Consider the following 21,858-nt stretch of genomic DNA (forward strand, 5'->3'; position numbering starts at 1 on the left):
GTTTTTTGGCGGCCCGGAAGGCCGCCTCATGCATCTCCACCATTTTGTAGATTCAAGGAACAGGAGCAATTAGAGATGAAAAACCCGGACTACACCCGTTTTATTCAAGAATGCATTGCCGCCGATACGCCCGATGATCACAAGCTCACGGAAGACCAGTTCTTCGGGGTCTACCTCAGCTGGTGCGCACTGCTCGCACAAAACCCCGGACCCTGCGAAGCGTTTTGGACTGCGATGTCCCGGCTGGGCATCCACGAACGGCGCGGGAACGACCACCCCTACATGCGGCCCGGACTTCGAATGACCGGCCCGGCCGCCCTGGACTACATCCTCGCCAGCCAACCAAGCTTGGTCTGACCAACCCCTGCCCACTCAAAACGCAGCCCACCAGCCCCGCACATCGTCATGCTCCAGCCCAGGACCGCAAACCCAACAGGGTCTACCGGGAATCAAGTGATGGATCCCGATACTTCAACAAAAGGACGGGGAACCATGGCGCTGGTCCCGTCCAAAAGCACCTGTACGGTTGCACGGTACTTGGCCCTTTGCATTGCGCTTTTGCTGGCAGCTTTTCTTGCCGGCTGCGGCCCGGTCGAGATGGGCTTGCAGCGTAACGCCGCCCGGCAGTTGCAGGCACGCGTCCTGGGCGTGAGCGAGGCCGCGGCCGCCAACGATCCTGCCCGTGTGCTGACATCTCTTGACGCCCTGGAAGCTGACCTGGAAACCAGTGCCCGCAACGGTGACGTCTCAGAAGAACGACACCGGAAAATATCCACCATCATCGCCGCTATCAGGGCCGATCTCACCACTGTCATCGAGGCGGAGGCCGCCGCCCAAGCAGCTGCGGCAAAAGCGGCCGAAGACACGGCAGCAGCCGCTGCTGTGGCGGACGCTGAAGCGTCGAAGGCTGCAGCAGAGTCACAAGCGGCAGCAGAGCCCCAAAATCCCGCACCCGTTATCCCGGCTCCGGCACCTGTCGCCCCTGAACCGGCACCAGCACCTGTTCCAGCTCCTGCTGACAACGGCAAAGGCAACCAGGGCAAAGCCAAGGGCAAGAATGGCTGACAAATCCTCAGTCAACTGGCCACACCTAAAACCAGCGATGAAGAGGCCGGATCACGCAGTGTTCGAGGCTCAAGCATGCCGGATGGGTTTTCAAACAAAATAGTAAGCATGCTTGCTATTTGCTTCCTATCTGTGGCTATGTAGAGACTGCAGCTGCCGTTCGGCGGCACTTATGAGATGTCATTTCCCTGCAATGTGGAGGCCCTTTAATGGAAGAAACCCTCAGGTCCGGACTGGCAACGGTCGTGGAGTTCGTCCCCAAACTCGCGTTATTCCTGGTCATCCTGATTGTTGGCCTTCTGATTGCCAAGGCTATTTCCAAAGCCCTGGACAAGCTTCTGGAGAAGGTCGGCTTCGACCGCCTGGTGGAGCGCGGTGGGGTGAAAAAGGCGCTGTCGCGTTCATCCATGGATGCCAGCGATGTCATCAGCAAGATTGTTTACTACGCGTTGGTCCTGTTCGTGCTCCAGTTCGCATTCGGTGTCTTCGGGCCCAACCCGGTTAGTGACCTGCTCGCCGGCATCATCGCTTTCCTGCCCAAGATCGTTGTCGCGATCATCATCGTCATCATCAGTGCCGCCATTGCGGCAGGGGTCAAGAGCCTTATCCAAGGCTCCCTTGGCGGGCTTTCCTACGGCAAGACCCTGGCGAACATCGCCAGCATCTTCATCCTGGGTATCGGCGTCATCGCAGCCCTGAACCAGGTCGAAATCGCCACCACGGTCACCACCCCGATCCTGATCGCCGTCCTCGCCGCTATCGTCGGCGTGATCGTTGTCGGCGTCGGCGGCGGACTCATCGGACCGATGTCCCGCCGCTGGGAAAACTACTTGAACAAGGCAGAAGCCGAAGCCCCCAAGATCAAAGCTGAAGCCCAGTCCGCACCCCCGGCCAAGGATCAGCTCAGCGCCAAGGCCAAGGAAGCCGCGGGCACCAAGTCCACCGGTGGCGCCCACGCCACCAAAAACCCCCTCGCCTGATCGCAGGCGTTGCAGGTCTCACCACGCAGTATGAGAAGGAGAACATCATGATCAGCACTGAGAACCTTTCTGCACTGACCACCGCCGGCGGCAACGTCATTGCCTCTGACGGGACCAAGATCGGCTCCATCGGCCAAATCTACGCCGATGACGACACCTCGGAACCGACCTGGGTCACCGTCAAGACCGGCCTGTTTGGCACCCACGAGTCCTTCGCCCCGCTGGACGCCGCGACCCAGGACGGCAACGACATCGTTGTCCCTTACACCAAGGACAAGGTCAAGGACGCACCCCGGGTCGCCCCCGACGGTCACCTTGAGCCTGAAGAAGAAGACCAGCTCTACACCTACTACGAACGCTCCGGCGGAGCTGCCTACACCGGCACCAACCGAGACACTACCGACCGGAGCACCACCGAGCGGGAAACCAACGCACGTGGTGCGGTGGGTCATGACACCTCCGGCCCGACCACCGATGATGCGATGACCCGGTCGGAAGAGCAGGTCCATGTCGGCACCGAAAAGCAGGCTACCGGCCGGGCGCGGCTGCGCAAGTACGTGGTAACCGAGAACGTCACCAAAACCGTTCCGGTCCAGCGTGAAGAGGTCCGCCTCGAACGCGAACCCATCACCGAAGAAAACCGTGGCGCCGCGATGGCCGGTCCTGCCATCAGCGAGGAAGAGCACGAGGTCATCCTCCACGAAGAACGCCCCGTCGTGGAAAAGGAAACTGTCCCGGTAGAACGAGTCCGCCTAGACAAAGAAACCGTGACCGATGAACACACCGTCACCGAAGAAGTCCGCAAGGAAAACATCGACCTCGACGACGACGACCGCACGAACCGCTAAATGAGCCTGGCGCCCACTCCAAGCGCCAGCACAGGTGAATGGTTCGCCCTCCTTACCGGAGGGCGGACCATCGCCATTTCCGGGCATCAGGCCGTTCCCCTCAGGAAGGCGCAGGTGCACCAGTGCGCGTCCTACCTTCTTCCGACAGGTCCTGCCGGTCCTTACTGGCCCGCCGACAGCCCTTACCGCACGTGCAGAAACGCTGGTTATTGACACACCCCAAATCACTCTCGGCACAACTAGAAGACGCAGACGAGATCGACCGCTCCCCAACTGCCGCCCAAGAGTGCACTCAGAAACGGTCGTTATTGACGTACACCGTTTGCTCCAACAAACCAAAGAACGTCACACGACACCGGCCCACTCTGCGACGTTTCCCCACACGGTCTCCGAGAGTGCAGACTAACCATTCAAAGCAACAGAAGTACGACCACTAGAGCTATGAGCCCGATGCTGAAAGCGCCTAGCCGTACTCAAGGTGCGTGCGGCGCCATTCAAGTTGGAGGCTGCGGCATCTGGCGCATCGATGTAATTGACCTGGAGGACTACACGGCTGGAGCATATCGATGCACCGAGGAGCGGATCGCGTCTGGCGAGATCGTGGATGACGCCGAGTCCGACGCCGACTAGGCGCAGTTTGAATCCCATTCGATAGGGGTGGGTCCCGCCACCGGTTCTGGCTCGGCATTGGTGGGCACTCCAGGATCCCAGTTCTAAAGGTGAGGTGGGCCGGGCGTCGAGGTCGATGATCTGGCGCCTGCGTAAAACACCGCCCTCAAATGGGAACGCCCCGGGTCCGCTCAAAGACGGAATACCGGGGCGACCAAGTTAAGTGTTCAGGTAACATGCCGGACTATCTCCGCCAGAGGCTATTCTGAACTTGCTCCTCGAGCCTATCGGAAAGGCAACCAGATTGCATCCCAACGCCTCTCCCTACGCTCCTTGGGTGCAAGATTGGCTTACAGCTGGTCGGTTCAAGACTTATCTTCGGGCAGCCGGCAACGACACGCAGCGCGCCTTCGACTTATATCAGTGGAATACAGCCGTCAATGCGGCACTCCTGCATGATTTCGCGCACGTCGAAGTTGCACTCCGAAATGCAATTCACCGGGAGCTCAGCACCTTGGTTCAGCCGTCGTTGACATGGCTGGCGGCACCGACAGCTTTGACGCTATTTCCGGTTGCAAGTACTACGAACAGGGCTGGCCTTAGTTATGACGCTAATGAATGGCTTCGCCAACGTCTCGCTGAATCTCGTAAGAAGTTCAAATGCAGTCATACGAGCAACCAACTTCCTCCGTTGCAAACAGGGCGGATCGTTGCGGATCTGACGTTCGGCGTATGGGTAGAACTGTTCAGTTCTCGATTTGAGCCCACACTGTGGACCCATGCGCTTCGCAATGCGTTCGCTCCGGGGATTGCGCGTCAGGACGTTTACGATCGCCTTCTCACGCTCAACGAGGTGCGAAACCGGCTGGCCCATCACGAGCCAAACCTACGGAAAGCGAACAAGGCGCATCGTGAGCTGTTTTGGTTGCTTAGCGTTTTGGACCGGGATGTTCAGATGCACGTACGGAGCCATAGCAGAGTAGCCACCCTGCTGAATTCCAAGCCCTGAACGGCCAAGGGATTTTCAAAGTGGCGGTAAACTTTGGGCGAGAAAGACTTATATCCGGGCAACTTCCGCTGCCGGCCCCCTCAACTAGACCTAGAATCTAGGCTGCCTGTGTAGCTGATCATTGCCATAGCAGCCTAAGTCTCAACTTCATCACGAGCCTTGAAGAGCGAACCACCGTAACTCATGGTTAAAGCATGCCCAAGGATAAGCAACTCAAGGAGTCGGATACGAAGAAGGAGAAGCCCAAGGCGATCAAGAAAGGCGCGGCAATTGCAGCACTAGTCCTTGCCTTGGGCGTGGCAAGCGCCATACTGGAACCGCTGGAAAAGGGTGCGAACCTTCTGATCACCGTCACAGATCAGTGGCAAAAGTGGTTTCCACCCTCGGCAGCCGAGCTTGCCGAAAAGTACGACAAACACAGTCCACTGGATGGGTGTGATGCCGACGCAGAGGCAAAGGACCAATTTTCGTTGTTCAAGCCGGGAGAGGACACTCCCATTGCCACGGCGAAAGTCATGCACTCCCCTAGTTGCAATACGAGTTGGGTAAAGGTCTCCAACAATCTCGAGGGAGCAACTGTTTACAAGTACATCGAGCGAAAGGACACCGAAGACCTACCAGGCGCCCATGATGACACGCCGAACGATGTCACAACAGACACCGTTAACCACCCGGAAAATCATGACTCCTTCACTATGCAGTTGTATGCGCCCTCCTGCGTGCTTGTCCGGGTAGAGCTTACTGATTCCACAGGCACTCGGGTCGACGAGGTCCCGCTCAGAGAGGTGTGCTGAGTCAAAGAGTTTCTAAATTCCGCTTTCTCGGTGAAATCGCGTCTTTCAACGGGTGGTTCGATGCGGCGAGAGTCCTGCCCATAAAGACCGCATCCCTCATGGTTGGCGGGATGCGCGGTCCCGGTTGCTAGACGAGCTCCCAATCAGAATCGGCCGTTATTGACCTGCTCCGGAGCGCCTCAGAGCAGCTGGAGAACTGCAGTCCTGCCGGGCCACTTCCCCATCGCAACCGAACCCCCGTCCCACAAACGGTCGTTATTGACTACTCACGAACGCGGCAGCTATGGCTAATAATTACGTCAAGACATAATTATTTTTTGAGGCGGTCCCTGACTGCCTCATCCAGGAAGTCGATGATCGAAAGTCCGTGCTCAGCTACATAGTCATCCATCTCGTCTCTGAGTTCGATTTCGATCTTTGAGGAGAAGGGTTCCATCCGACGTTTACTTCGAGGACGGCCCGGCCCGGGCCGCCTGTTTGACGATGTTCGAGGAGCAGCCTCTAGCGGGTCAGGTGACTGTGCATGCGAAGGTTCCGTAGACAGCGCTTGTCTACTGTCGCTTCGGGAAGTCAGAACATCGACTACGTCGGCAGCAGGCGCTTTGCGGATTGCTGATTTTCTCTCTACTGGCATCAGTTGACTCCATCGATAAAGCGAGCATGCTCGACGAACTTTTCGGTCATGATTACAGCTCCCCTGCTGTTGAGCTTTGTTAGAGGCGCTCTGGAGCTGACAGAGTCCTGCATGGCAGTCCTGAGCGGAAGGTGAGGACTCCTTACATCTTGGCCATAGGCAGCCTCCAGTTCGCCGATTTGGAAGGCATGCTCTCCTGTCAGGGGCGAACTGGTCTTGTTGATGATGATTCCTAGGAACTCAAGTGCCGGATTCAGGTGCGGTAGCGACTGCACTTTCTTCACTGTCTCCAGGAATTCGGTGACGCCTTTGACCGAGAAGGCTGCAGGTTCCGTTATGGCAAGGACTCGATCAGCCCAAATAAGGCCATTGAGCGTAAGACGACCCAACGCGGGCGGAAGATCCAGAAGAATGTGATCGTATGCCATCAATTCCTCAGCGCCCCAGGCGGCGGTCTTTAACCGCAACTCTGGTGTCATGAGGCTTTCCGATTCCAGCCGCGCAAGCGATTCGGAGCTCGGGATGAGATCGATGCCAGGCCAAGAAGTCTCGGTGATTGCCTGCCCCAAAGTGCCGGCTTCTCCCCCATACAGCACGTCGAAAACGTCGAACTCACCGGAGCCTTCAAGTGCTTCGGTGACATTAGCCTGAGGATCCAGGTCAATCACGAGCACTTTCTTGCCGATCAACTTCAGACCAGTGGCAAGACCCAGTGTCACAGAGGTCTTACCGACTCCGCCTTTTCGGTTCCCTATCGCAGTTACTTTCACAAGTCACCTCAATCATAATTAATAAATCTGCCTGTCCATCTATCAATTCGTCAATCAATATATCTTTACGTCATGACGTATTTATTACCATCTGGCGGTTAACACACCCGCACCACCCACAGGGACATCCGACGATCAATCTATCCATCTATCTTTACGTCATGACGTATTTATCTCGGCGCGTCGCCGAGATAGGGGGTTTCGATATCGAATCCTAACCGGGAGGGACGGAAACTACCTCTGACGTCACATGTGGCACGCAGCATGCTCCTCAGAGAAGGTCCAGCGAGTTCCTTCGGTCCCGAAGCGCACCGGACATCGGGCTATCCATCCATCTATCCATCTATCTTTACGTCATGACGTATTTATCTTGGCGCGTCGCCTATGAAAGCGGAACTACAGAGAGGGAGGTGGTGGGTTTCCGAGGTCGAGTGCCTAGCTCCGGAACGGACGGAAAACTACCTCTGGCGTCGCATGGGCACCGATAGGCTCGCCAAAAAACACTGGGAGTGCAGGGCCTTCCAGGCACTGTATAGACGCACCTTTAACGGCCGCGACCGTATCCGAAGGTGAAATATGTCTGGATTTATTTTATATGCCGCTAGCTTCAAGAAGGCTGAGGGCATACCCCGGTGCTCTGCAACACCGAGGCTCAAGGGCTAGTGGCGTGATGATGACGTCTTCATAGAGCCCCCATTGGGCCTACTCGTTTGTTGATCCGGGAACGCTCTAGACTTGCCGGCCCTGAACAAGAATAAATACGTCAAGATTGATTCCTCGACATACTCCTTGCTCGACCGTTGGGTTCACGGCAGGCGGCGAGAACTAAGAGAGTCTTTGCCCACTGTCCATAAGGCAGAGTCCTCGGCGGGTGGCAGCCAACAATGTTTACGATCGAGATCGAAAAGATCCTCCTCAACCTGCTTGCAGGCCGGCACCGCAATGCATTCCTAACTCTTTCCTGTCACTCGGCCTCAAGCTGCATGCCAAATTGCCGCATCATCAGGTGGTAGCCAGTACTCATCCCGTTCTGGATCAAACAGGTCACTCTCTTCGACCTTGGGGGTAAGAAACCGGTCTAGGTAGGCGTGCCAGGCAGCACGTTCATTGCGGTTACGGCTGATCTGATCAAGGTAGTCATCCATGACGCCGAGTCGTGCCGCGAGCATGCGTAAGTTGACTGTGGTGATCTTCCACGCTTGTCCCTGGCGTTCGACCATACCTAGGGCTTCCATCTCTGCCAGCGCGGCCGAGCATGCATTCCGGCTGACACCGGTGGCCCGCACGAGGTCCGCAGTCGTGGGGGAGTGGCGTCCACGTTCGATGGCTTCGTACACCAGCGCTGTTGCATCCCCCAGGGCTCGAAAAACAGGCCGGATGGCATGAATTTTTCCTTTTCGCCAGGCTAGTTCGCGAGCCAGTTGCTGGTACTGCTCGGGGAGCTGGATGAGATACACGTCGGCGGCTTTGTGGCGTGCATCCATGATTTTGGTCAGGATTCCATCGGAGGCAGCAACCAGGACGGGCAGGAGCCTCGCAATGGTGACGTGGTGTTTTCCCATCGCGACAGCAAGAGTTCGACATCCAACATCAAGAACATTAGTTTCCTTGGCCCTCATGTAGCCCAGTAGTCCACGGATGAGCAGACGGAGGCTGAGGCCTTGCCGGCCTCTGGCCTGCAGTCTGTAATCGAGGACTGCGTAGAGCACATTTTCCAGATCATTTACGAGCTGCTGCACTCCAACGCTGCTAGGTTTCTCTGCCCCCCCGGTGGTTAAAGTTGGGCTTGTGTTGTTAATAGGGGCACTCTTTTTCCTGTGTTTACGGGGGAGTCGTTTCTGCACGGTTTGACTGGAGGTGAGGGACTGGGCTTTGGTCCACTCATAGGGCAGGAGTCGTGCCTGGCGTTGGGGGGTTCCGTATAGGGCGGCCAGCCCGGGGAACTGGCCGGTGAGTTCGTTCTCGACGTCTTGTAGGGACCAGCCGCAGGCGCTGAAGTGGTTCAGCACAGCCATGCGAGCCTCGGATGGGCCCTTGTACCTGGCCGTGTCGTACAGGCCGGTTCGGGCGACCTTGCGCAGCGGCGCTTCACTACCAGCGTTTAGCGGTAGTGCCGGCAGAATCCCGGTTCGCTGTCCGGCAACAGTCTTGGCTGCGCGGGCTTTGAGTGCGCGCTTCCGGGTTAGCTCCGGAGCCAGCGCGGACCGAAGCTCCATCAGCGCAGAGGCTGGGTTGCGGCGCCGCAGGATGTCGTATGCCTGGGACAGAGGAGTGATGAGGGTTTGGTGGCCACCGGACTTGTGGGGCGTTCCTGGGACACGGATGCACCCGTCGGTGATGTTCTGGTGGGGGCTCGGGTCGAGACTGGTGGCCGTCAGGGCTAGCGCTTCGACTAGTTCCCGGGCCTCGGCTGCGTCCATCCGGTCGTGCAGCGGCACGTAAAGGTGGCGTCCACCGCTGGGGGAGAAATCCTCCACGAACCTCATGCCGCACGCCGACAACAAACGGCCCACCCGGACCGCGTCTGAGTCCACCACGCCTTTCAGTGCCTTCGAGGTGTCAAAGTCCAAGCACAGCGTAGAGACTCGGCCGTCCGTGCCGTGCACCATTACAGCAGCAGGATGTCTCGGCAAAGAACGAGTGATCTTCGGCGCATTCTTTGGCCGAGGATATTGAAACCTCTGCCCAATCCAGCGCCCCAATCGGTACGAAGGCGCGCCAGCTATCAGCGGAGCAAGACCCCATGCATCTTCTGGTTTTGGACCTTGAGCGACACTCACAAGGGCATGCGTTGACGTCAATACCGGTTCCGGTACCATGGATTGCAGTAGCCTTCCTCTCGGGGATGGATATGACAAGATCCACCCACTGGGTGGGTGTTGGATAAAAGTTCAGATCGCGACCCGCCAAGATCATTGATCTGAACTACATATGTTTACGAAGGCCCGCCTAGTGCGGGCCTTCAGTAATTTAAGACGCCCTGGGGATCAGCGCCTCCTGCGGTTGGTCTATCTTGTTGGGAAGCCCGCTGTCGCGGTCGATGAGCGCGCCAAGGTACTCGCTCAGCGATAGGCCGTGGCGTGCCGCTTGCGTACTCGCGCGAGCGTGCTGGTCGGGCAATACGCGGCCGCGCAAAGCGACGCGCTGGCCGTCGAGCTTCGGGGTTGCATATGGCTGACTCATGGTCTCATCCTTGCCCATCCATGAGCCTCGGTACCGGTACCGCAATCTCTCGGCGTGTCGCACTTTCTTAGAAACCTTTCGCCACAGCTGCGGCTGCGGCGAGCCACGCGCGTTGGGTAGCGGGTTGGAGGGCGTCGTATCGGATGGGGCCGTTGACCAGGGCGGGGTCGTAGGGGATCCGGACTACGGCTCGTACATGCGGGGCGAAGCCGTCAGCGATCCGCCTGGCCTCATCCTTGGCGCGCTTGAGCGCGTCGCCGCTCATGCTGCGCTTGGCGTCGGTGGATTCGGAGACGATGACGACGGCGTTGCGGGCCAGCTCGGCGTCGTGGCCGCCGCGGGATTCCAGCGTTTGGAGAGTCAGGCGCGCGGCCTCGGCGCGGTCTTCGATGGCTGTCACGGGGACCACGAGCTGGTTGGTGTGGTGGATCATTCGCCGCCAATTTGCGGCACGGGCCGTGTTTCCGGAGTCCATGACGATCAGACGGTAGTAGCGGGTGAGTACCTGGTGGGCGATGTCCACCTCCTCTGCGGTCACTTCGTGGTCGCCCTCCTCGTTCTCGTCTGAGCGCAGGACGTCGAACTTGTCCGAGGTCTGGTGGTGGACGAACTGGGCGATCTCGGCTGCTTGGGCGCTGGGGGAGAGCAGTGCCTTTGATGAGTCGATGAGATCCAGGACGCTGTTGTTGTGGCCGCCCTTTTCGGTGCGCCAGCCGAGCGTGCCCTGTGATTCGTTGTTGTCCCAGGCGACGGTCGCTGCGCCGCTGTAGCGGGCCAGTATCGCGCTGAGCATCACGACGGTGGGGGTCTTGTTCGCTCCGCCCTTGCGGTTGACGACGGCTACGGTGCGGGGGCCTGGCCAGTGCTGGCTCACTACGCGGATGTCCTCGCGTTCGGCCAGCTCTTCCGGCGAGGGGTCCATGCGGAAGCCCAGACGGCTGAGAACGCCCCGCCAGCCGCGCGTGGCCGGCTGGAGCACGGGCGCGCTGATGAGGAACGAGGTGTCTTTGAGGCTGCGCCGAGTGGCAGGCTCTACTGCGGCTGCTGTGGCGGCCGGTTCGGGCCCCTCGGCGGGAGCGGCTGTAACGGCTGCACTGAAGGTCACCGGCGCAGCGTCGGCAGCTTCTCCCGGCGCCCCCTCGGATGGAGAGGCAGAAAGGACTGAATCAGGCGTAGGTGCAGGCGCGGCCGTGGTCGTGGCCTTGGCCGTTTCCAGCGTAGGGGTTGCCGTAACGGGCAGGGGGTCCTGCTCCCGCTTTGCGGTGGGCTTGATCGGTGCGGCCTCGCTGACGACGCCTTCGGGGGAGACGATGATGAGGCCCTGCCCGTCCGGGTCGGTGGTGCTGACGCGGACGGGTCGGCCGAGCTGGGCAGCGGTTTCAGTGATGATTCGTAATGCATCGTTGAGCACGGCGGCTTCGTCGGCGGCCTCGATCGCGTGGGAGGTTCCGTTGATGGTGACTTCGCCGGTTCCGTTGGTGCGTAGAACGGCGTTGATCTTGGGGAAGTCGAGCGCTTGAGTTTCCATCATCTGTCCTTACTTTGTGCCGTTCGGGGGTGTGAAACGGTTGACCTGCCAGGGCTTGTCGGCTGCGCTGCGGAGCAGCTGGACGTCGTAGTCGCCGGCATCGGTGGGGAAGACGACATGGCAGCCGAAACCGTTGTTCTCATCGATCCTGAGCTGGCCCGTTCCAGTGATCCTGGTGACCGGGATGTTGGCCGGGTCAACGTATTGGTAATCAGCGGTTGCTTGGGCGGTCAGGAGCTGCCCGAGCTCCTGGATCCATTGCTTGTCCGTGACCGTGGGACGGGCGTAGAGCGTCATGGCCTTGGTCGCGGTTTCCAGCGCGGCTGTTTTGCTTGCCTCGTCCCAGGGGATGCCCAGGGTGGCCGGCGCTGTGCCGCCGGGAGCTTGGGGCTTGCCGCCTGCGCTGAGAGTGGCTGGGCTGGCGGCGGAAGCACTGGGCGACGGTTCCGCGGGTGTTGAGCTGGCTACCGGCGCGCAGGCCGTGCACACGAGCAGGGCGGCGAGGGCTGTCAGGGCGCGTTTCATGGTTCCTCCGGTGAGTTGCTGCCGGGCAGGTAGAGAAAGGCGCTGGGAGTGTTGTTCTCTACGGTGCGGGTGTAGTAAGTGTGGTCGTTCGGGGCGGGGTTGCCGTTGTAGCCCTCTTCCAGGAAGCTGCCGTCACCGTTGACGGCTTTGACGACGGCGACGTGGCCGTAGGTGCCATCGGCGCCCCCGGTGCCGGGGGAGTACCAGACGACAGCGCCAACACGGGGTGTTCCACCGGTGGGCCAGCCCTTGGCGTCCCAGCCGTCTTTCCAGGTAAGGGCAGAGCCGAGCACGGCACCGTCAGGCCGGAAGGTGCCGTTCAGGACCTTGTAAGGGAGGGTGGTGCTGCCAAGCTGTTGGTTGACACGCCAGAGGGCGAAGTCGACGCATTCGCGGTTGTACATGCCCAACGGGGATGGCTCGTAGATCTTCGCCGTGCGCCACGGCAGGTCATCGTCCTTGCCGGATTGGCCAGGGATCCCGCAGGAGCTTTCCCCGCCGGCATCGGTGATCTGCACGTCGGCCAGGGCGGCGACGACCTCGACGGCGGCCGCCCAGTAGGACTGGTAGTGGAACGGGTCGGCGTTGCGCTGGACCCTGTGCGCGGCCGTGGTGGGTTCGAGCTGTTCCCAGCCCCTGACCTTCTGCAGGGCGGTGAAGAAGTTCGTCGCTGAAGTCGTTGGGTTCATGCGGTCCGGGTAGGTCCCCCATGCGCCGTTGTCGCGCTGCTGGAACAGTCCCCGGGAGTCAGGGCCCGGGCCGTCGCCGTAGTCCAGGACACGGAGTCCGGATTCGCCCATGGCCGTCATGACACCGATCGTCTGCCCCCGGGCAGAGAGGCCGAGGGCTTTGCCTACGTTGATGATCAGGGCAGCGTTCTTCAGCTGCTCGCCCTCGTAGCCGGCGACAGGCACCTTGGGCAGCTGGCTTGCGTCAACGCTGACGCTGGACCCGGTTGATGAGCAGACATCGGCCGCGGCCTGAGAGCCCCCGCCGAACAGGATGATGGACAGTACCAAGCCGACGGGCGCAAGGACGGCGCCGGCGACCAGCACAGGCGCGCTCGTTCGTGATTGCATGTGTCCCCCTCACATCTGCTCGGCTGCTTCGCCCTAGGGCTGGTCCTCGTCGTTCACTTCCGGTGTCTGGCCCTTCCTGAGCGTGTTCCGGTTCTCCCAGACCCAGTCCTTGACTTGATCTCTGGCGATTAACCATGTCTTCTCGACTTGGTAAGCAGGAATCACTCCGGTTTGGAGCCAGCGGTAGACGGTGTTTCGGGACAACCCGAAGATCTCTTCGAGGTCCTGAGGCGTAAGACGCTCCGGGTACTTGGCGAAGAGTGCCTCCAGGTACTTGGGGTCCACGCTCAGTCCGTCCCACCGCATAGAGCCATCGTAGACCACAAATTGGTACTGTGATGTACTAGAAGTGACTGAAAGGTACTAAAGGTGTTGTTTGCGGTCACTTTTGGCCTTTCGTGTCGGATGGTACCGATACGATCTTTGCGGACATTAGTAGGGGAAGTGAAATGCCGGTCTCAAAGAATCGCTGGGTGACGCTCGGCGCAGAAACTATCAACGAACCCGTTCCAGCTATCCCGGAAGAGCCGCCTTTCATCCCTACGGGGGCGACCAGGCCACAGCTGAGTGTTCCGCAGCCCGACCAGGCGGACCGGCTTCCCCGAAAGAACGTCGCGGGGAGGGAACCGAGCTTTTGGTGGCTTGGCGTCCACGGCGGCGCGGGCGAAACGTCGCTTGCACGCCTGGACAAGAACACCAGGGCAGCCGATCATCACTGGCCTTTGACTCCAGCCGGATCCGTGATCGTCCTGGTTGCCCGGTCCAATATCCCAGGCCTTCGCGCGGCACGGCTGGCTGCAACTGAATGGGCATCAAGGTCACTTCCCGACATCCAGGTCGCCGGCCTCGTGGTCATGGCTGACGCTCCCGGACGGCTCCCCAAAGAGATCCGCGACTTCGCCCGCGTCGTCGGCGGGGGAGTGCCCCACATGTGGCATTTCCCCTGGGTGGACGCATGGCGCTACGGCGATGACATCGCCACCGAGGAACTTCCCAAAGAAGCCCGCACCACCCTCGAGCAGGTGCAGATCGCAGTAACTGCCACCGCCGGACTCCCGGCCAAATAGAAAGTAGAAACTCATGTTGTTCTCCAAGGCCTTGGAATGGTCAAGCTTTGCCATCACAGAGATACCGAACCCGGGCACAGGTGAAGCGCCTCCCGGCTCTGAAGGCGTACTGACGATGCTCAAGTGGCTCGCATGGATCGTCTTCGGCCTGGCCGTGGCGGGCATCCTGATCACAGCCGGAACGATGATGGTCAACAACCGACGGGGCGAGGGCGGCGAGCATGCCGGCCGTCTGGCATGGGTCCTCGGCGGGTGCATCCTGGCAGCCTCCGCCGGCGGCGTCGTAGGCGCCCTGGTCTAAGGAGCTTCAGCCATGACTGAACCGACAGTGAACGAAGACCAGAATCCGCTGACCAAACCTAAGTTCATCATCTCGGCCGTTGTCGTGGCGATCATTGTCGCGCTCGGGGTAATCCTGGCCCTGGTTCCCAGAGGCGGCGGAACGGCGTCCCCTGAACCGAGCTCCACCAGCACGAGTGCCAGCAGCGGCCAACCTACGGAGACGTCGGCGGCCAGTGTGTGCGGCCTGCCATCCGGCGACCAGGCCAAGCCGGCCACCACACCAACCGACACCAAATGGGAATTGGTTGGCAAGATCGCCGCACCAACGTCACCTACCCAGTTCGGCCCCGGCAAGTCCGAAGCCAACGGCCTCCGCTCCTGCTTTGCACACTCACCCATGGGAGCCCTGTACGCGGCGTCAAACGTCGCCGTGCTTTCCGCTGCGGGGAAGGCTCGACTGGTTTATGAGGAGCTAGCAGTCCCTGGACCCGAACGAGATGCACTGCTGAATCAGCCTGAGCCGCAAGCGACATCAGCTGTGACAGCGCAGATCGCAGGCTTCCAGATCCGCTCATATGAACCCGATCGAGCCGTGATCGTCATTGCTGCAAAGGGCAGCAACGGTGCGTTGGTTTCCGTTCCTGTTCCGCTCCAGTGGCACAGCGGCGACTGGAAGGTTGTTGTTCCCGCTACCGGCAGCACGGGCGGGGGACAGATAAGTGACTTGTCCGGGTACATTCCCTGGTCTGGTGTCTGATGGCCTGCGAAGGATGGGACACCTTCAGCATCGGATGCCATGCAGGCGCGGCTTTGGAGGACGTCGCCAATGATGCCGTCAAGAACATGGCGAAAGCTATTGCCGATGCCGTAGGACAAACAGTCCAAACACTCGGGACATTTTGGGTGAACGTGGGAACTCCCGCTCTAACCGCAGCCCCGGGAGGGTCTACCGCGAGTGACCCGGTGTTGTTCCTCCAGAACAGTCTCTACTTCTGGACGGCCTCCCTGGCTGTGATGTCTGTCCTCGTGGGTGCAGCCAAGATGACGATTGAACGTAGGGGTGCACCCTTGCGCGATCTGGTGCGTTCGCTGGCGACCCTAATCGTCGTCTCCGGCGCCGGTGTGGCAGCAGTGGGACTGCTGACAGTCGCGGCGGATCAGTTCTCAGCCTGGATCATCACCAACTCCACGAACGGGACCTCGTTCAACGAAAACATCACGGCCCTATTAGCGCTTTCGGCCACCAGCCCGATCGGGTCGATCATGATCATCCTCCTGGGGCTCATCGCGATTCTGGCCTCCGTCATGCAGATCGTGCTCATGATCATCCGCGGCGGCCTGCTCGTCATCCTGACAGGGATCTTCCCTACAGCTGCAGCCTTCAGCAACACCGAGGCAGGCAGGGGCTGGTTCCAGAAATGCACAGCATGGCTGATCGCTTTCATTCTCTACAAGCCCGCGGCCGCCATCATCTACGCGACGGCCTTCCAGCTCAGCGGCAGCAAGATCTTCGGAAACGTTGGTGACGGCAAGGACTTCGGCTCCGCGCTCCTGGCAACGGTCACCGGCCTGGCTCTAATGATCATTGCCTTGTTCGCCATGCCAGCCCTCATGCGGTTCGTCACCCCGATGGTTGGTGCTGTCGCTGGCGGCGGTGGCGGTCTGGCAGCAGGGACAGTCGGCGCACTGGCTTCCGGCGCAATCAGCATGGGCAGCGCCGGACGCGGCGGCGGATCATCCACCAGCTCAACGACAACCAGCAGCACCTCGAGCCAAAGCCCCGGATCGCAGGGCCCCTCGGGCACCGGCAGCCAGGGAACGGCAGGAACGTCCGGCACAGCGGGGAAAACAGATACCCGGAGCGCCGGCTCCACAGGCGCGGCACCATCCACCGGCACCGGCAGTACTGCTGCAGGCAGCGGAGCAGCCGCCAGCGGTAGCGCTGTGGCCGCGGGCGCGGGCGGTGTCGCCGTACTGGCAGCACAAAAGGGCACAGAAGCAGGCCAGGCCGCTTCCGGGGCCATCAAAGACATGAGCGAAGAATCCACGGGGGGTGCCTGAAATGGCCGCTATCGAGAACACATACAGGGAACCGACCTACGGCAACTGGCGGCGCCCGCGCAAAGCGGGCATCGGCACCCTTGGTGGGCTGGCAACAGCCGGTTTGTTTGTTGGCCTCATCATCACGGTGATCTGTCTCTTCGTCGGCGGCTGGCTCGCCGGGCTCGTTGCCCTGCTCATCCTTGGGGCGGCGCTGGCCGTCGTCTCGGTAACCGACAAACACAACAAATCCGTAGGGGAGCGGATCTTCGCCCGGCTGGCGTTCCGCTCCGCACGGCGCAGACGCGCCAACATCTACCGCTCCGGCCCGCTGGGACTGACGCCCTGGGGCGAGTTCCAGCTGCCTGGGATCTCCGCCGGTTCCAAGCTTTACGAGTTCACCGACTCCTATGGCCGCCCCTTCGCGCTGATCCACCTTCCCTCCACCGCGCACTACACCGTTATCTTCGGCACCCAGCCCGACGGTGCGTCCCTGGTCGATCCCGAGCAGATTGACGCCTGGGTGGCTAACTGGGGCGGCTGGCTGGCCTCGTTGTCGAATGAACCTGCCGTCGTGGCTGCATCCGTCACGGTCGAAACCGCACCCGATTCCGGGGCGCGGCTGCGCCGGGAAGTTGAATCGAACATCCATGACGACGCCCCTGACATTGCCAAGGCCATGCTCCGGGAGGCCTTGAACACCTACCCGCAGGGATCGGCCACGATCCGTGCCTGGGTCGCGCTGACATTCAGCGCCGCCGCCCGGGCCGGCGGCAAACGACGCACCGCCGAAGAAATCGCAAGGGATCTCGCCTCACGGCTTCCCAGCCTGACCGAGCGTCTGGAATCCACCGGCGCCGGGGCATGCGCGCCGTTGAACGCCCAGGAACTGTGCGAGGTCGTTCGGGTCGCTTACGACCCTGCAGCGGCCCGGCTCATTGACGAAGCCCACTACCAGGGCACACCCGTTGACCTGGACTGGGGCGACGTCGGGCCGTCCGCCCACCAATCCAACTGGGACGGCTACCGCCACGATTCCGGGCACTCGGTGTCCTGGACGATGACCGGCGCCCCGCGCGGGCACATCCTGGCATCAGCGCTGGGCCGGCTGGTCGCACCGCACGGGGAGATCGACCGCAAGCGCGTCACCTTGCTGTACCGGCCGATCGAAGCCGGCCGCGCGGCCGCAATCGTGGAGTCGGACCAGACCAGCGCCCTGACGCGGGCTTCCTCGACCAACCGGCCCACCGCCCGCGCCCTGGTGGATGCGCGCGCGGCGCAGGCCACCGCAGCGGAGGAAGCCAAGGGGGCCGGGCTGGTCAACTTCGGCATGGTGGTCACGGCCACGGTGCTGTCCTCCCGGGACCTTGAGGACGCCGTGGCCGTCGTGGAGGGCAACCTCGGCCCGTCGGCACGTCTGCTGTTGCGCCGCGCTTACGGCGCACAGGATTCTGCTTTTGCCGCGTCCCTGCCACTGGGGCTGGTCCTGCCCAAGCACTTGAAGGTTCCCGAAGAGATCCGCGAGGCCATGTGATGTTTGGCAGCAAGACCAAGCACCAGCGCACACAGGCTCCTGCCTCCAAGCTCGCGGCCGCGGTCGCCCGCCGCCCGGGCCTGCGGGGCTGGCGCGGCCGCGGACAGGGCGAAGCCGTCTACGTCACGGCAGCGGACGAATGGCGCGGAACCTCGGTCCAGGTCTGCGGTCTCTGGCCGTTCGTGGGCGGCAGTGGGACCCCGATCCTGGGAGTCCCGATCGGTGTTCACACCGACACCGGAGCGCCCTTCGGGGCCGATCCGATCAGCTGGTTTATGCACGGCATGATCAACAACCCCTCCATGTTTGTCCTGGGCCTGCCGCACTACGGCAAGTCCACCCTGGTCCGGCACATCGTCCTGGGCCTGGCAGGCCGGAGCATCAACCCGTTGATCCTCGGTGACCTGAAGCCGGACTACGTTGACCTGATCGAAGCCCTCGGCGGGCAGGTCATCAGCCTGGGTCCAGGGCGCGGGCACTTGAACGTCCTGGATCCCGGTGAAGCCACGGGAGCCGCCGTCAGGCTGCTCGCCTCGGCCGAGGAACACCGGGCCAAGGCGAACCGGATCCTGAATGATCCAGATGGCGACCAGGCCGCGGCCGCGCCGCTGCTCGCGGCAGCGGTGAAGGCAGAGAAGCTGGCCGAACAGCTGATGGCCGACTCGCACAACCGGCGCCTGAACATGATCACGGCGCTGATCACCATCGTGCGGAACGCCAAGCCCAGCGCGCACGAGGAATCCCTAATTGACCGGGCCCTGCACATCCTGGACGAGCGCCTGGACCGCGTTCCCCTGATCGGGGACCTGATCGAGGTCATCAAAGACGCCCCCGACGAGCTGCGGGCGATCGCCCTGGACCGCGGCGACATGAGCCGCTACCTCGACGCGACCGACCAGCTGCGCCAGTCGCTGTACTCCCTCGACGGCTCGGGCCGCTTCTCTGACATGTTCTCCCAGCCCACGGACCAGCCGATGGACCTGACCAAACCCGTGGTCTTTGACCTCTCAGGGATCTCCGACACGCAGAGGGACATCCAAGCGGCCTGCCTGCTGGCCTGCTGGTCAACCGGGTTCGCCACCGTCCAGGTCGCCCACACCCTGGCAGATGCCGGCCTGGAACCGCGCCGGAACTACTTCGTCGTCATGGACGAACTGTGGCGGGCCCTTCGCTCCGGCGAAGGCATGGTCGACCGGGTTGACTCGCTGACCCGCCTGAACCGTACCGAGGGTGTCGGGCAGGCCATGATCACGCACACCATGAGCGACCTCGAAGCCCTGCCCACCGAATCCGAACGAATGAAAGCCCGCGGATTCGTAGAACGCTCCGGCATGGTCGTCTGCGGCGCGCTCCCCGGAGCAGAAATGGAAAAACTCAACAAAGCGGTCACCCTCTCCCGGGCCGAACAAACCCGCCTCATCTCATGGGCAGACCCGGGCTCATGGACCGACGTCGGCGGATCCCGCAAACGCGTCCGCCCGGGCCTGGGCAAATTCCTCTTCAAAGTCGGCGGCCGCCCCGGAATCCCCGTCGCGCTCAAGCTGACCAGCGTCGAAGAAAAACTGCACGACACCAACAAGCGCTGGACGATCAGCAGGAACGGCGAAGGGGACAACTGATGGGTGCATCAAGCAGCGGCAAGCGCTCCCGGATGGATGGCGAAACCATCCTGCTCTGGGTCTTCATCACCGTCGTGGTGCTCGGTGTCGGCTCCGTTGCCGGTGCCGTGCACCTCGGCTCGATCCTGTCTGGTGATAGCCAGACACTGCCGGCGAACCCGTTTGAACTGGTCTTCAGCCTGATTTCGCACAAGGTCACCTGGCCGGCGGCCGCCACCTGGGTACTGGTCGGCTTCGGCGTCCTCATCCTCATCGTGGCCGTTCTTGTGGTCCGTGCGGTGCTGCGCAAACGGTCCAAGCGTTCCCGTGTGGACACCGCCGCCCAGCACATGGCCAAAGGCCGTGACCTGCGCGCCCTGAGCCTGCGCGGCGCGACAGCCACCGCAGAACGTCTCGGAGTGAAAGGCTCACCCGGCGTCCCGGTAGGCAAGACCGTCCTCGGCGGCCAGATGGTCTACGGATCCTGGGAAGACATGCACATCGACATCTGGGGACCCCGCACAGGCAAGACGACATCCCGGGCAATCCCCGCGATCCTCGCCGCCCCGGGAGCAGCTTTGGTGACCTCAAACAAGCGGGACATCGTTGACGGAACACGCGACGTCCGCGCCGCCGAGGGCCCAGTCTGGGTCTTCGACCCGCAGTCCGTCGCACTCGAGGAACCTTCTTGGTGGTGGAACCCGCTGTCTTACGTCACCGACGAAGTGAAAGCGGCACGCCTGGCCGACCACTTCGCCGCCGGATCCCGCGGCCCGGATGCCAAAACGGACGCCTACTTCGACCCCGCCGGCCAGGACCTCCTTGCCGGGCTCCTGCTCGCCGCAGCCCTCGACGGCCGGCCGATCACGCAGGTCCACACCTGGCTGACCCGTCCCGCGGATGATGAAGCAGTGGACATCCTCAAGGCCCACGGCTTCACCCAGACCTCCAACGCCGTCGGCGGCGTCATCAACGCCCCCGAAAAACAGCGCGGCGGCGTGTACGGCACGGCGCTGCAGATGGCCTCCTGCCTGACCAACCGCCAGGTCGCCCGCTGGGTGACCCCGCAGGGTGAGAAGGATGGGCGGCCGCAGTTCGATCCGGCGGAATTCGTCCGTTCCAAGGGGACCCTGTACAGCCTGTCCAAGGAAGGCAAAGGCACCGCGGGCCCGCTGGTGACGGCGCTGACCGTGGCCACGGTCGAGGCCGCCGAAGAACTCGCCGTCCATTCACCCGGAGGCCGTCTGGCCACGCCCATGGTCGGTGTCCTGGACGAAGCAGCCAACGTCTGCCGGTGGCGAGAGCTGCCGAACCTCTACAGCCACTACGGCTCCCGCGGCATCGTCCTGATGACCATCCTCCAGTCCTGGTCCCAGGGCGTTGAAGTGTGGGGCCGGGACGGGATGCGCAAGCTCTGGAGCGCCTCCAACATCAAGGTCTACGGCGGCGGTGTCGCCGAAGCCGAGTTCCTGAACGAGCTCGCCCAGCTCGTGGGCGAATACCGGTACTCCAACACGACCAAAAGCCGCTCCAAACAAGGCACCTCCTACAGCCACGACGACGACCGCAAAGAACGCACCCTTGACGTGTCCGACCTGGCCGCGTTCCCTCGCGGCCGCGCCATCATGTTCGCCTCCGGCGCCCCTGCGGCGCTGCTGGAGACAGTGCCGTGGATGAGCGGTCCGCAGGCCGATGCGGTGCGGGCCTCGATCGCCGCACATGACCCTGCGAACAAACCGACGGCCGCAGCCGGGAACCGATGGGTCACCGCGGGTGCCTCCGGTGAGTGAGGGCCTGGGGGAGTGGGACGACGAACTGGGAGACACCGCAACCCCCACCGAGCCAGCCGAAGAGGAGCCGGAAGCTCCTGAGCTGTTCTACCCGAACGTGGCAGAATTCGTCAGCAGCAAACTGGCCACCAGCTACCGCCGGCAGCTCAACGTCCAAGGGGGCGTCACCTGGTGCCCGCAGTGGTGGAAACACGCCGAAGCGATCAGCCGCCTCGAAGCGCTCTGGCGTGCCTGGGAATTCCTGCGCCTGGACGGAACCACAGGGATGAGCGTCTGGTGGCGCGACCACGCAGACCACCACATGTCCGTACTGCTCTCAACAGACGGGCCGTTCAAAGGCTGCAACCCGGACGACGGACACCGCGCCAAACTCGCCCCTCTGCCCTGCGAAGAACCGCCCCCAGGACTGTTCTAACGGGTTCCGTTAGCCAACGCCCTAGGTGACCACGCGGGCTGTCCACAGTTGGGGGCAATCCGGGTTATCCCCGGCTGAAAATCGGGAGCCACCAGGAAAGCTCCCTCA

At 61.8% G+C, this 21,858-nt stretch carries 22 protein-coding genes; 15 read left to right on the forward strand and 7 right to left on the reverse strand.

Translation table 11 applies throughout. The annotated features are described in order from the left end of the window. Positions 1-75: 75 nt before the first annotated feature. The 7 genes from FNL14_RS09665 (at position 76) to FNL14_RS09695 (ending at position 5,305) form a co-directional block, all read left to right on the forward strand. Positions 76-357, forward strand: a complete 282-nt coding sequence (locus FNL14_RS09665; RefSeq protein ID WP_142059545.1) for a hypothetical protein — start codon at positions 76-78, stop codon at positions 355-357. Positions 358-558: 201 nt separating this feature from the next. After that, entirely contained in the window at positions 559-1,065 is a 507-nt protein-coding gene (locus FNL14_RS09670; protein WP_255470762.1) for a hypothetical protein, read from the forward strand. Positions 1,066-1,274: 209 nt separating this feature from the next. Next, entirely contained in the window at positions 1,275-2,045 is a 771-nt protein-coding gene (locus FNL14_RS09675; protein WP_142059549.1) for a hypothetical protein, read from the forward strand. Positions 2,046-2,092: 47 nt separating this feature from the next. Continuing rightward, entirely contained in the window at positions 2,093-2,893 is an 801-nt protein-coding gene (locus tag FNL14_RS09680; protein ID WP_142059551.1) for a DUF2382 domain-containing protein, read from the forward strand. A gap of 450 nt (positions 2,894-3,343) precedes the next feature. Continuing rightward, entirely contained in the window at positions 3,344-3,523 is a 180-nt protein-coding gene (locus tag FNL14_RS09685) for a hypothetical protein (protein WP_142059553.1), read from the forward strand. Positions 3,524-3,839: 316 nt separating this feature from the next. Beyond that, a complete protein-coding gene (locus tag FNL14_RS09690; RefSeq protein WP_181762588.1) occupies positions 3,840-4,511 on the forward strand; it encodes an Abi family protein in 672 nt (223 codons plus the stop codon). A gap of 194 nt (positions 4,512-4,705) precedes the next feature. After that, a complete protein-coding gene (locus tag FNL14_RS09695; RefSeq protein ID WP_142059557.1) occupies positions 4,706-5,305 on the forward strand; it encodes a hypothetical protein in 600 nt (199 codons plus the stop codon). 633 nt (positions 5,306-5,938) lie between these two features. On the opposite strand, the gene FNL14_RS09705 is transcribed toward FNL14_RS09695, so the two are convergent. The 7 genes from FNL14_RS09705 to FNL14_RS09735 all read right to left on the reverse strand — a co-directional run bounded on the left by FNL14_RS09705 (position 5,939) and on the right by FNL14_RS09735 (position 13,330). After that, a complete protein-coding gene (locus tag FNL14_RS09705; RefSeq protein WP_142059561.1) occupies positions 5,939-6,709 on the reverse strand; it encodes a ParA family protein in 771 nt (256 codons plus the stop codon). A 974-nt stretch (positions 6,710-7,683) separates the two neighbouring features. Continuing rightward, the gene (locus FNL14_RS09710) at positions 7,684-9,279 is read right to left on the reverse strand and encodes a helix-turn-helix transcriptional regulator (protein ID WP_255470763.1); all 1,596 of its coding nucleotides are present in this window, start codon (positions 9,277-9,279) and stop codon (positions 7,684-7,686) included. A 400-nt stretch (positions 9,280-9,679) separates the two neighbouring features. Continuing rightward, positions 9,680-9,910 (reverse strand): hypothetical protein, encoded by a 231-nt coding sequence (locus tag FNL14_RS09715; protein ID WP_255470764.1) that lies wholly within the window; start codon positions 9,908-9,910, stop codon positions 9,680-9,682. Between the two features lie 49 nt (positions 9,911-9,959). Next, entirely contained in the window at positions 9,960-11,423 is a 1,464-nt protein-coding gene (locus FNL14_RS09720; protein ID WP_142059565.1) for a chromosome partitioning protein ParA, read from the reverse strand. Between the two features lie 6 nt (positions 11,424-11,429). Beyond that, positions 11,430-11,945: a hypothetical protein gene (locus FNL14_RS09725; RefSeq protein WP_142059567.1), complete on the reverse strand. Its 516-nt coding sequence runs from the start codon at positions 11,943-11,945 to the stop codon at positions 11,430-11,432. Continuing rightward, positions 11,942-13,024 carry a CHAP domain-containing protein gene (locus FNL14_RS09730; protein WP_142059569.1) on the reverse strand — a complete coding sequence of 361 codons (1,083 nt, stop codon included), beginning with the start codon at positions 13,022-13,024 and terminating at the stop codon, positions 11,942-11,944. Before FNL14_RS09730 ends, FNL14_RS09725 begins: the two co-directional genes overlap by 4 nt. A 33-nt stretch (positions 13,025-13,057) precedes the next feature. Next, a complete protein-coding gene (locus FNL14_RS09735; RefSeq protein WP_011689726.1) occupies positions 13,058-13,330 on the reverse strand; it encodes a helix-turn-helix domain-containing protein in 273 nt (90 codons plus the stop codon). Positions 13,331-13,497: 167 nt separating this feature from the next. On the opposite strand from FNL14_RS09735, the gene FNL14_RS09740 reads away from it, so the two are divergent. Genes FNL14_RS09740 through FNL14_RS09775 form a run of 8 tightly spaced genes read left to right on the forward strand, consistent with a single transcriptional unit; the run spans position 13,498 to position 21,750 of the window. Then, positions 13,498-14,091 carry a DUF6668 family protein gene (locus tag FNL14_RS09740; RefSeq protein WP_255470765.1) on the forward strand — a complete coding sequence of 198 codons (594 nt, stop codon included), beginning with the start codon at positions 13,498-13,500 and terminating at the stop codon, positions 14,089-14,091. A 13-nt stretch (positions 14,092-14,104) separates the two neighbouring features. Beyond that, a complete protein-coding gene (locus FNL14_RS09745; RefSeq protein ID WP_142059573.1) occupies positions 14,105-14,392 on the forward strand; it encodes a hypothetical protein in 288 nt (95 codons plus the stop codon). Positions 14,393-14,404: 12 nt separating this feature from the next. Next, entirely contained in the window at positions 14,405-15,130 is a 726-nt protein-coding gene (locus tag FNL14_RS09750; protein ID WP_142059575.1) for a hypothetical protein, read from the forward strand. After that, positions 15,130-16,434, forward strand: a complete 1,305-nt coding sequence (locus tag FNL14_RS09755) for a hypothetical protein (RefSeq protein WP_142059577.1) — start codon at positions 15,130-15,132, stop codon at positions 16,432-16,434. Before FNL14_RS09750 ends, FNL14_RS09755 begins: the two co-directional genes overlap by 1 nt. Before the next feature lies 1 nt (position 16,435). Continuing rightward, on the forward strand, positions 16,436-17,947 hold the full coding sequence (locus FNL14_RS09760; protein WP_142059579.1) for an SCO6880 family protein: 1,512 nt from the start codon (positions 16,436-16,438) through the stop codon (positions 17,945-17,947). Next, positions 17,947-19,566: an ATP/GTP-binding protein gene (locus tag FNL14_RS09765; protein ID WP_142059581.1), complete on the forward strand. Its 1,620-nt coding sequence runs from the start codon at positions 17,947-17,949 to the stop codon at positions 19,564-19,566. The genes FNL14_RS09760 and FNL14_RS09765 overlap by 1 nt, the downstream gene beginning before the upstream one ends. Continuing rightward, positions 19,566-21,335, forward strand: coding sequence for a type IV secretory system conjugative DNA transfer family protein (locus tag FNL14_RS09770; protein WP_142059583.1), 1,770 nt, complete (start codon positions 19,566-19,568; stop codon positions 21,333-21,335). Before FNL14_RS09765 ends, FNL14_RS09770 begins: the two co-directional genes overlap by 1 nt. After that, positions 21,328-21,750 carry a DUF4913 domain-containing protein gene (locus FNL14_RS09775; RefSeq protein ID WP_142059585.1) on the forward strand — a complete coding sequence of 141 codons (423 nt, stop codon included), beginning with the start codon at positions 21,328-21,330 and terminating at the stop codon, positions 21,748-21,750. Before FNL14_RS09770 ends, FNL14_RS09775 begins: the two co-directional genes overlap by 8 nt. Positions 21,751-21,858 lie beyond the last annotated feature (108 nt).

The sequence above is a fragment of the Pseudarthrobacter sp. B4EP4b genome (assembly GCF_006680095.1).
Lineage (GTDB): Bacteria > Actinomycetota > Actinomycetes > Actinomycetales > Micrococcaceae > Arthrobacter.

Coding starts and splice junctions, on each gene's coding strand:
- FNL14_RS09665 (WP_142059545.1), top strand. CDS start 76: ATGAAAAACCCGGACTACACCCGTTTTATTCAAGAATGCATTGCCGCC.
- FNL14_RS09675 (WP_142059549.1), top strand. CDS start 1,275: ATGGAAGAAACCCTCAGGTCCGGACTGGCAACGGTCGTGGAGTTCGTC.
- FNL14_RS09680 (WP_142059551.1), top strand. CDS start 2,093: ATGATCAGCACTGAGAACCTTTCTGCACTGACCACCGCCGGCGGCAAC.
- FNL14_RS09685 (WP_142059553.1), top strand. CDS start 3,344: ATGCTGAAAGCGCCTAGCCGTACTCAAGGTGCGTGCGGCGCCATTCAA.
- FNL14_RS09695 (WP_142059557.1), top strand. CDS start 4,706: ATGCCCAAGGATAAGCAACTCAAGGAGTCGGATACGAAGAAGGAGAAG.
- FNL14_RS09715 (WP_255470764.1), bottom strand. CDS start 9,910: ATGGGCAAGGATGAGACCATGAGTCAGCCATATGCAACCCCGAAGCTC.
- FNL14_RS09720 (WP_142059565.1), bottom strand. CDS start 11,423: ATGATGGAAACTCAAGCGCTCGACTTCCCCAAGATCAACGCCGTTCTA.
- FNL14_RS09725 (WP_142059567.1), bottom strand. CDS start 11,945: ATGAAACGCGCCCTGACAGCCCTCGCCGCCCTGCTCGTGTGCACGGCC.
- FNL14_RS09730 (WP_142059569.1), bottom strand. CDS start 13,024: ATGCAATCACGAACGAGCGCGCCTGTGCTGGTCGCCGGCGCCGTCCTT.
- FNL14_RS09735 (WP_011689726.1), bottom strand. CDS start 13,330: ATGCGGTGGGACGGACTGAGCGTGGACCCCAAGTACCTGGAGGCACTC.
- FNL14_RS09745 (WP_142059573.1), top strand. CDS start 14,105: ATGTTGTTCTCCAAGGCCTTGGAATGGTCAAGCTTTGCCATCACAGAG.
- FNL14_RS09750 (WP_142059575.1), top strand. CDS start 14,405: ATGACTGAACCGACAGTGAACGAAGACCAGAATCCGCTGACCAAACCT.
- FNL14_RS09755 (WP_142059577.1), top strand. CDS start 15,130: ATGGCCTGCGAAGGATGGGACACCTTCAGCATCGGATGCCATGCAGGC.
- FNL14_RS09760 (WP_142059579.1), top strand. CDS start 16,436: ATGGCCGCTATCGAGAACACATACAGGGAACCGACCTACGGCAACTGG.
- FNL14_RS09765 (WP_142059581.1), top strand. CDS start 17,947: ATGTTTGGCAGCAAGACCAAGCACCAGCGCACACAGGCTCCTGCCTCC.
- FNL14_RS09770 (WP_142059583.1), top strand. CDS start 19,566: ATGGGTGCATCAAGCAGCGGCAAGCGCTCCCGGATGGATGGCGAAACC.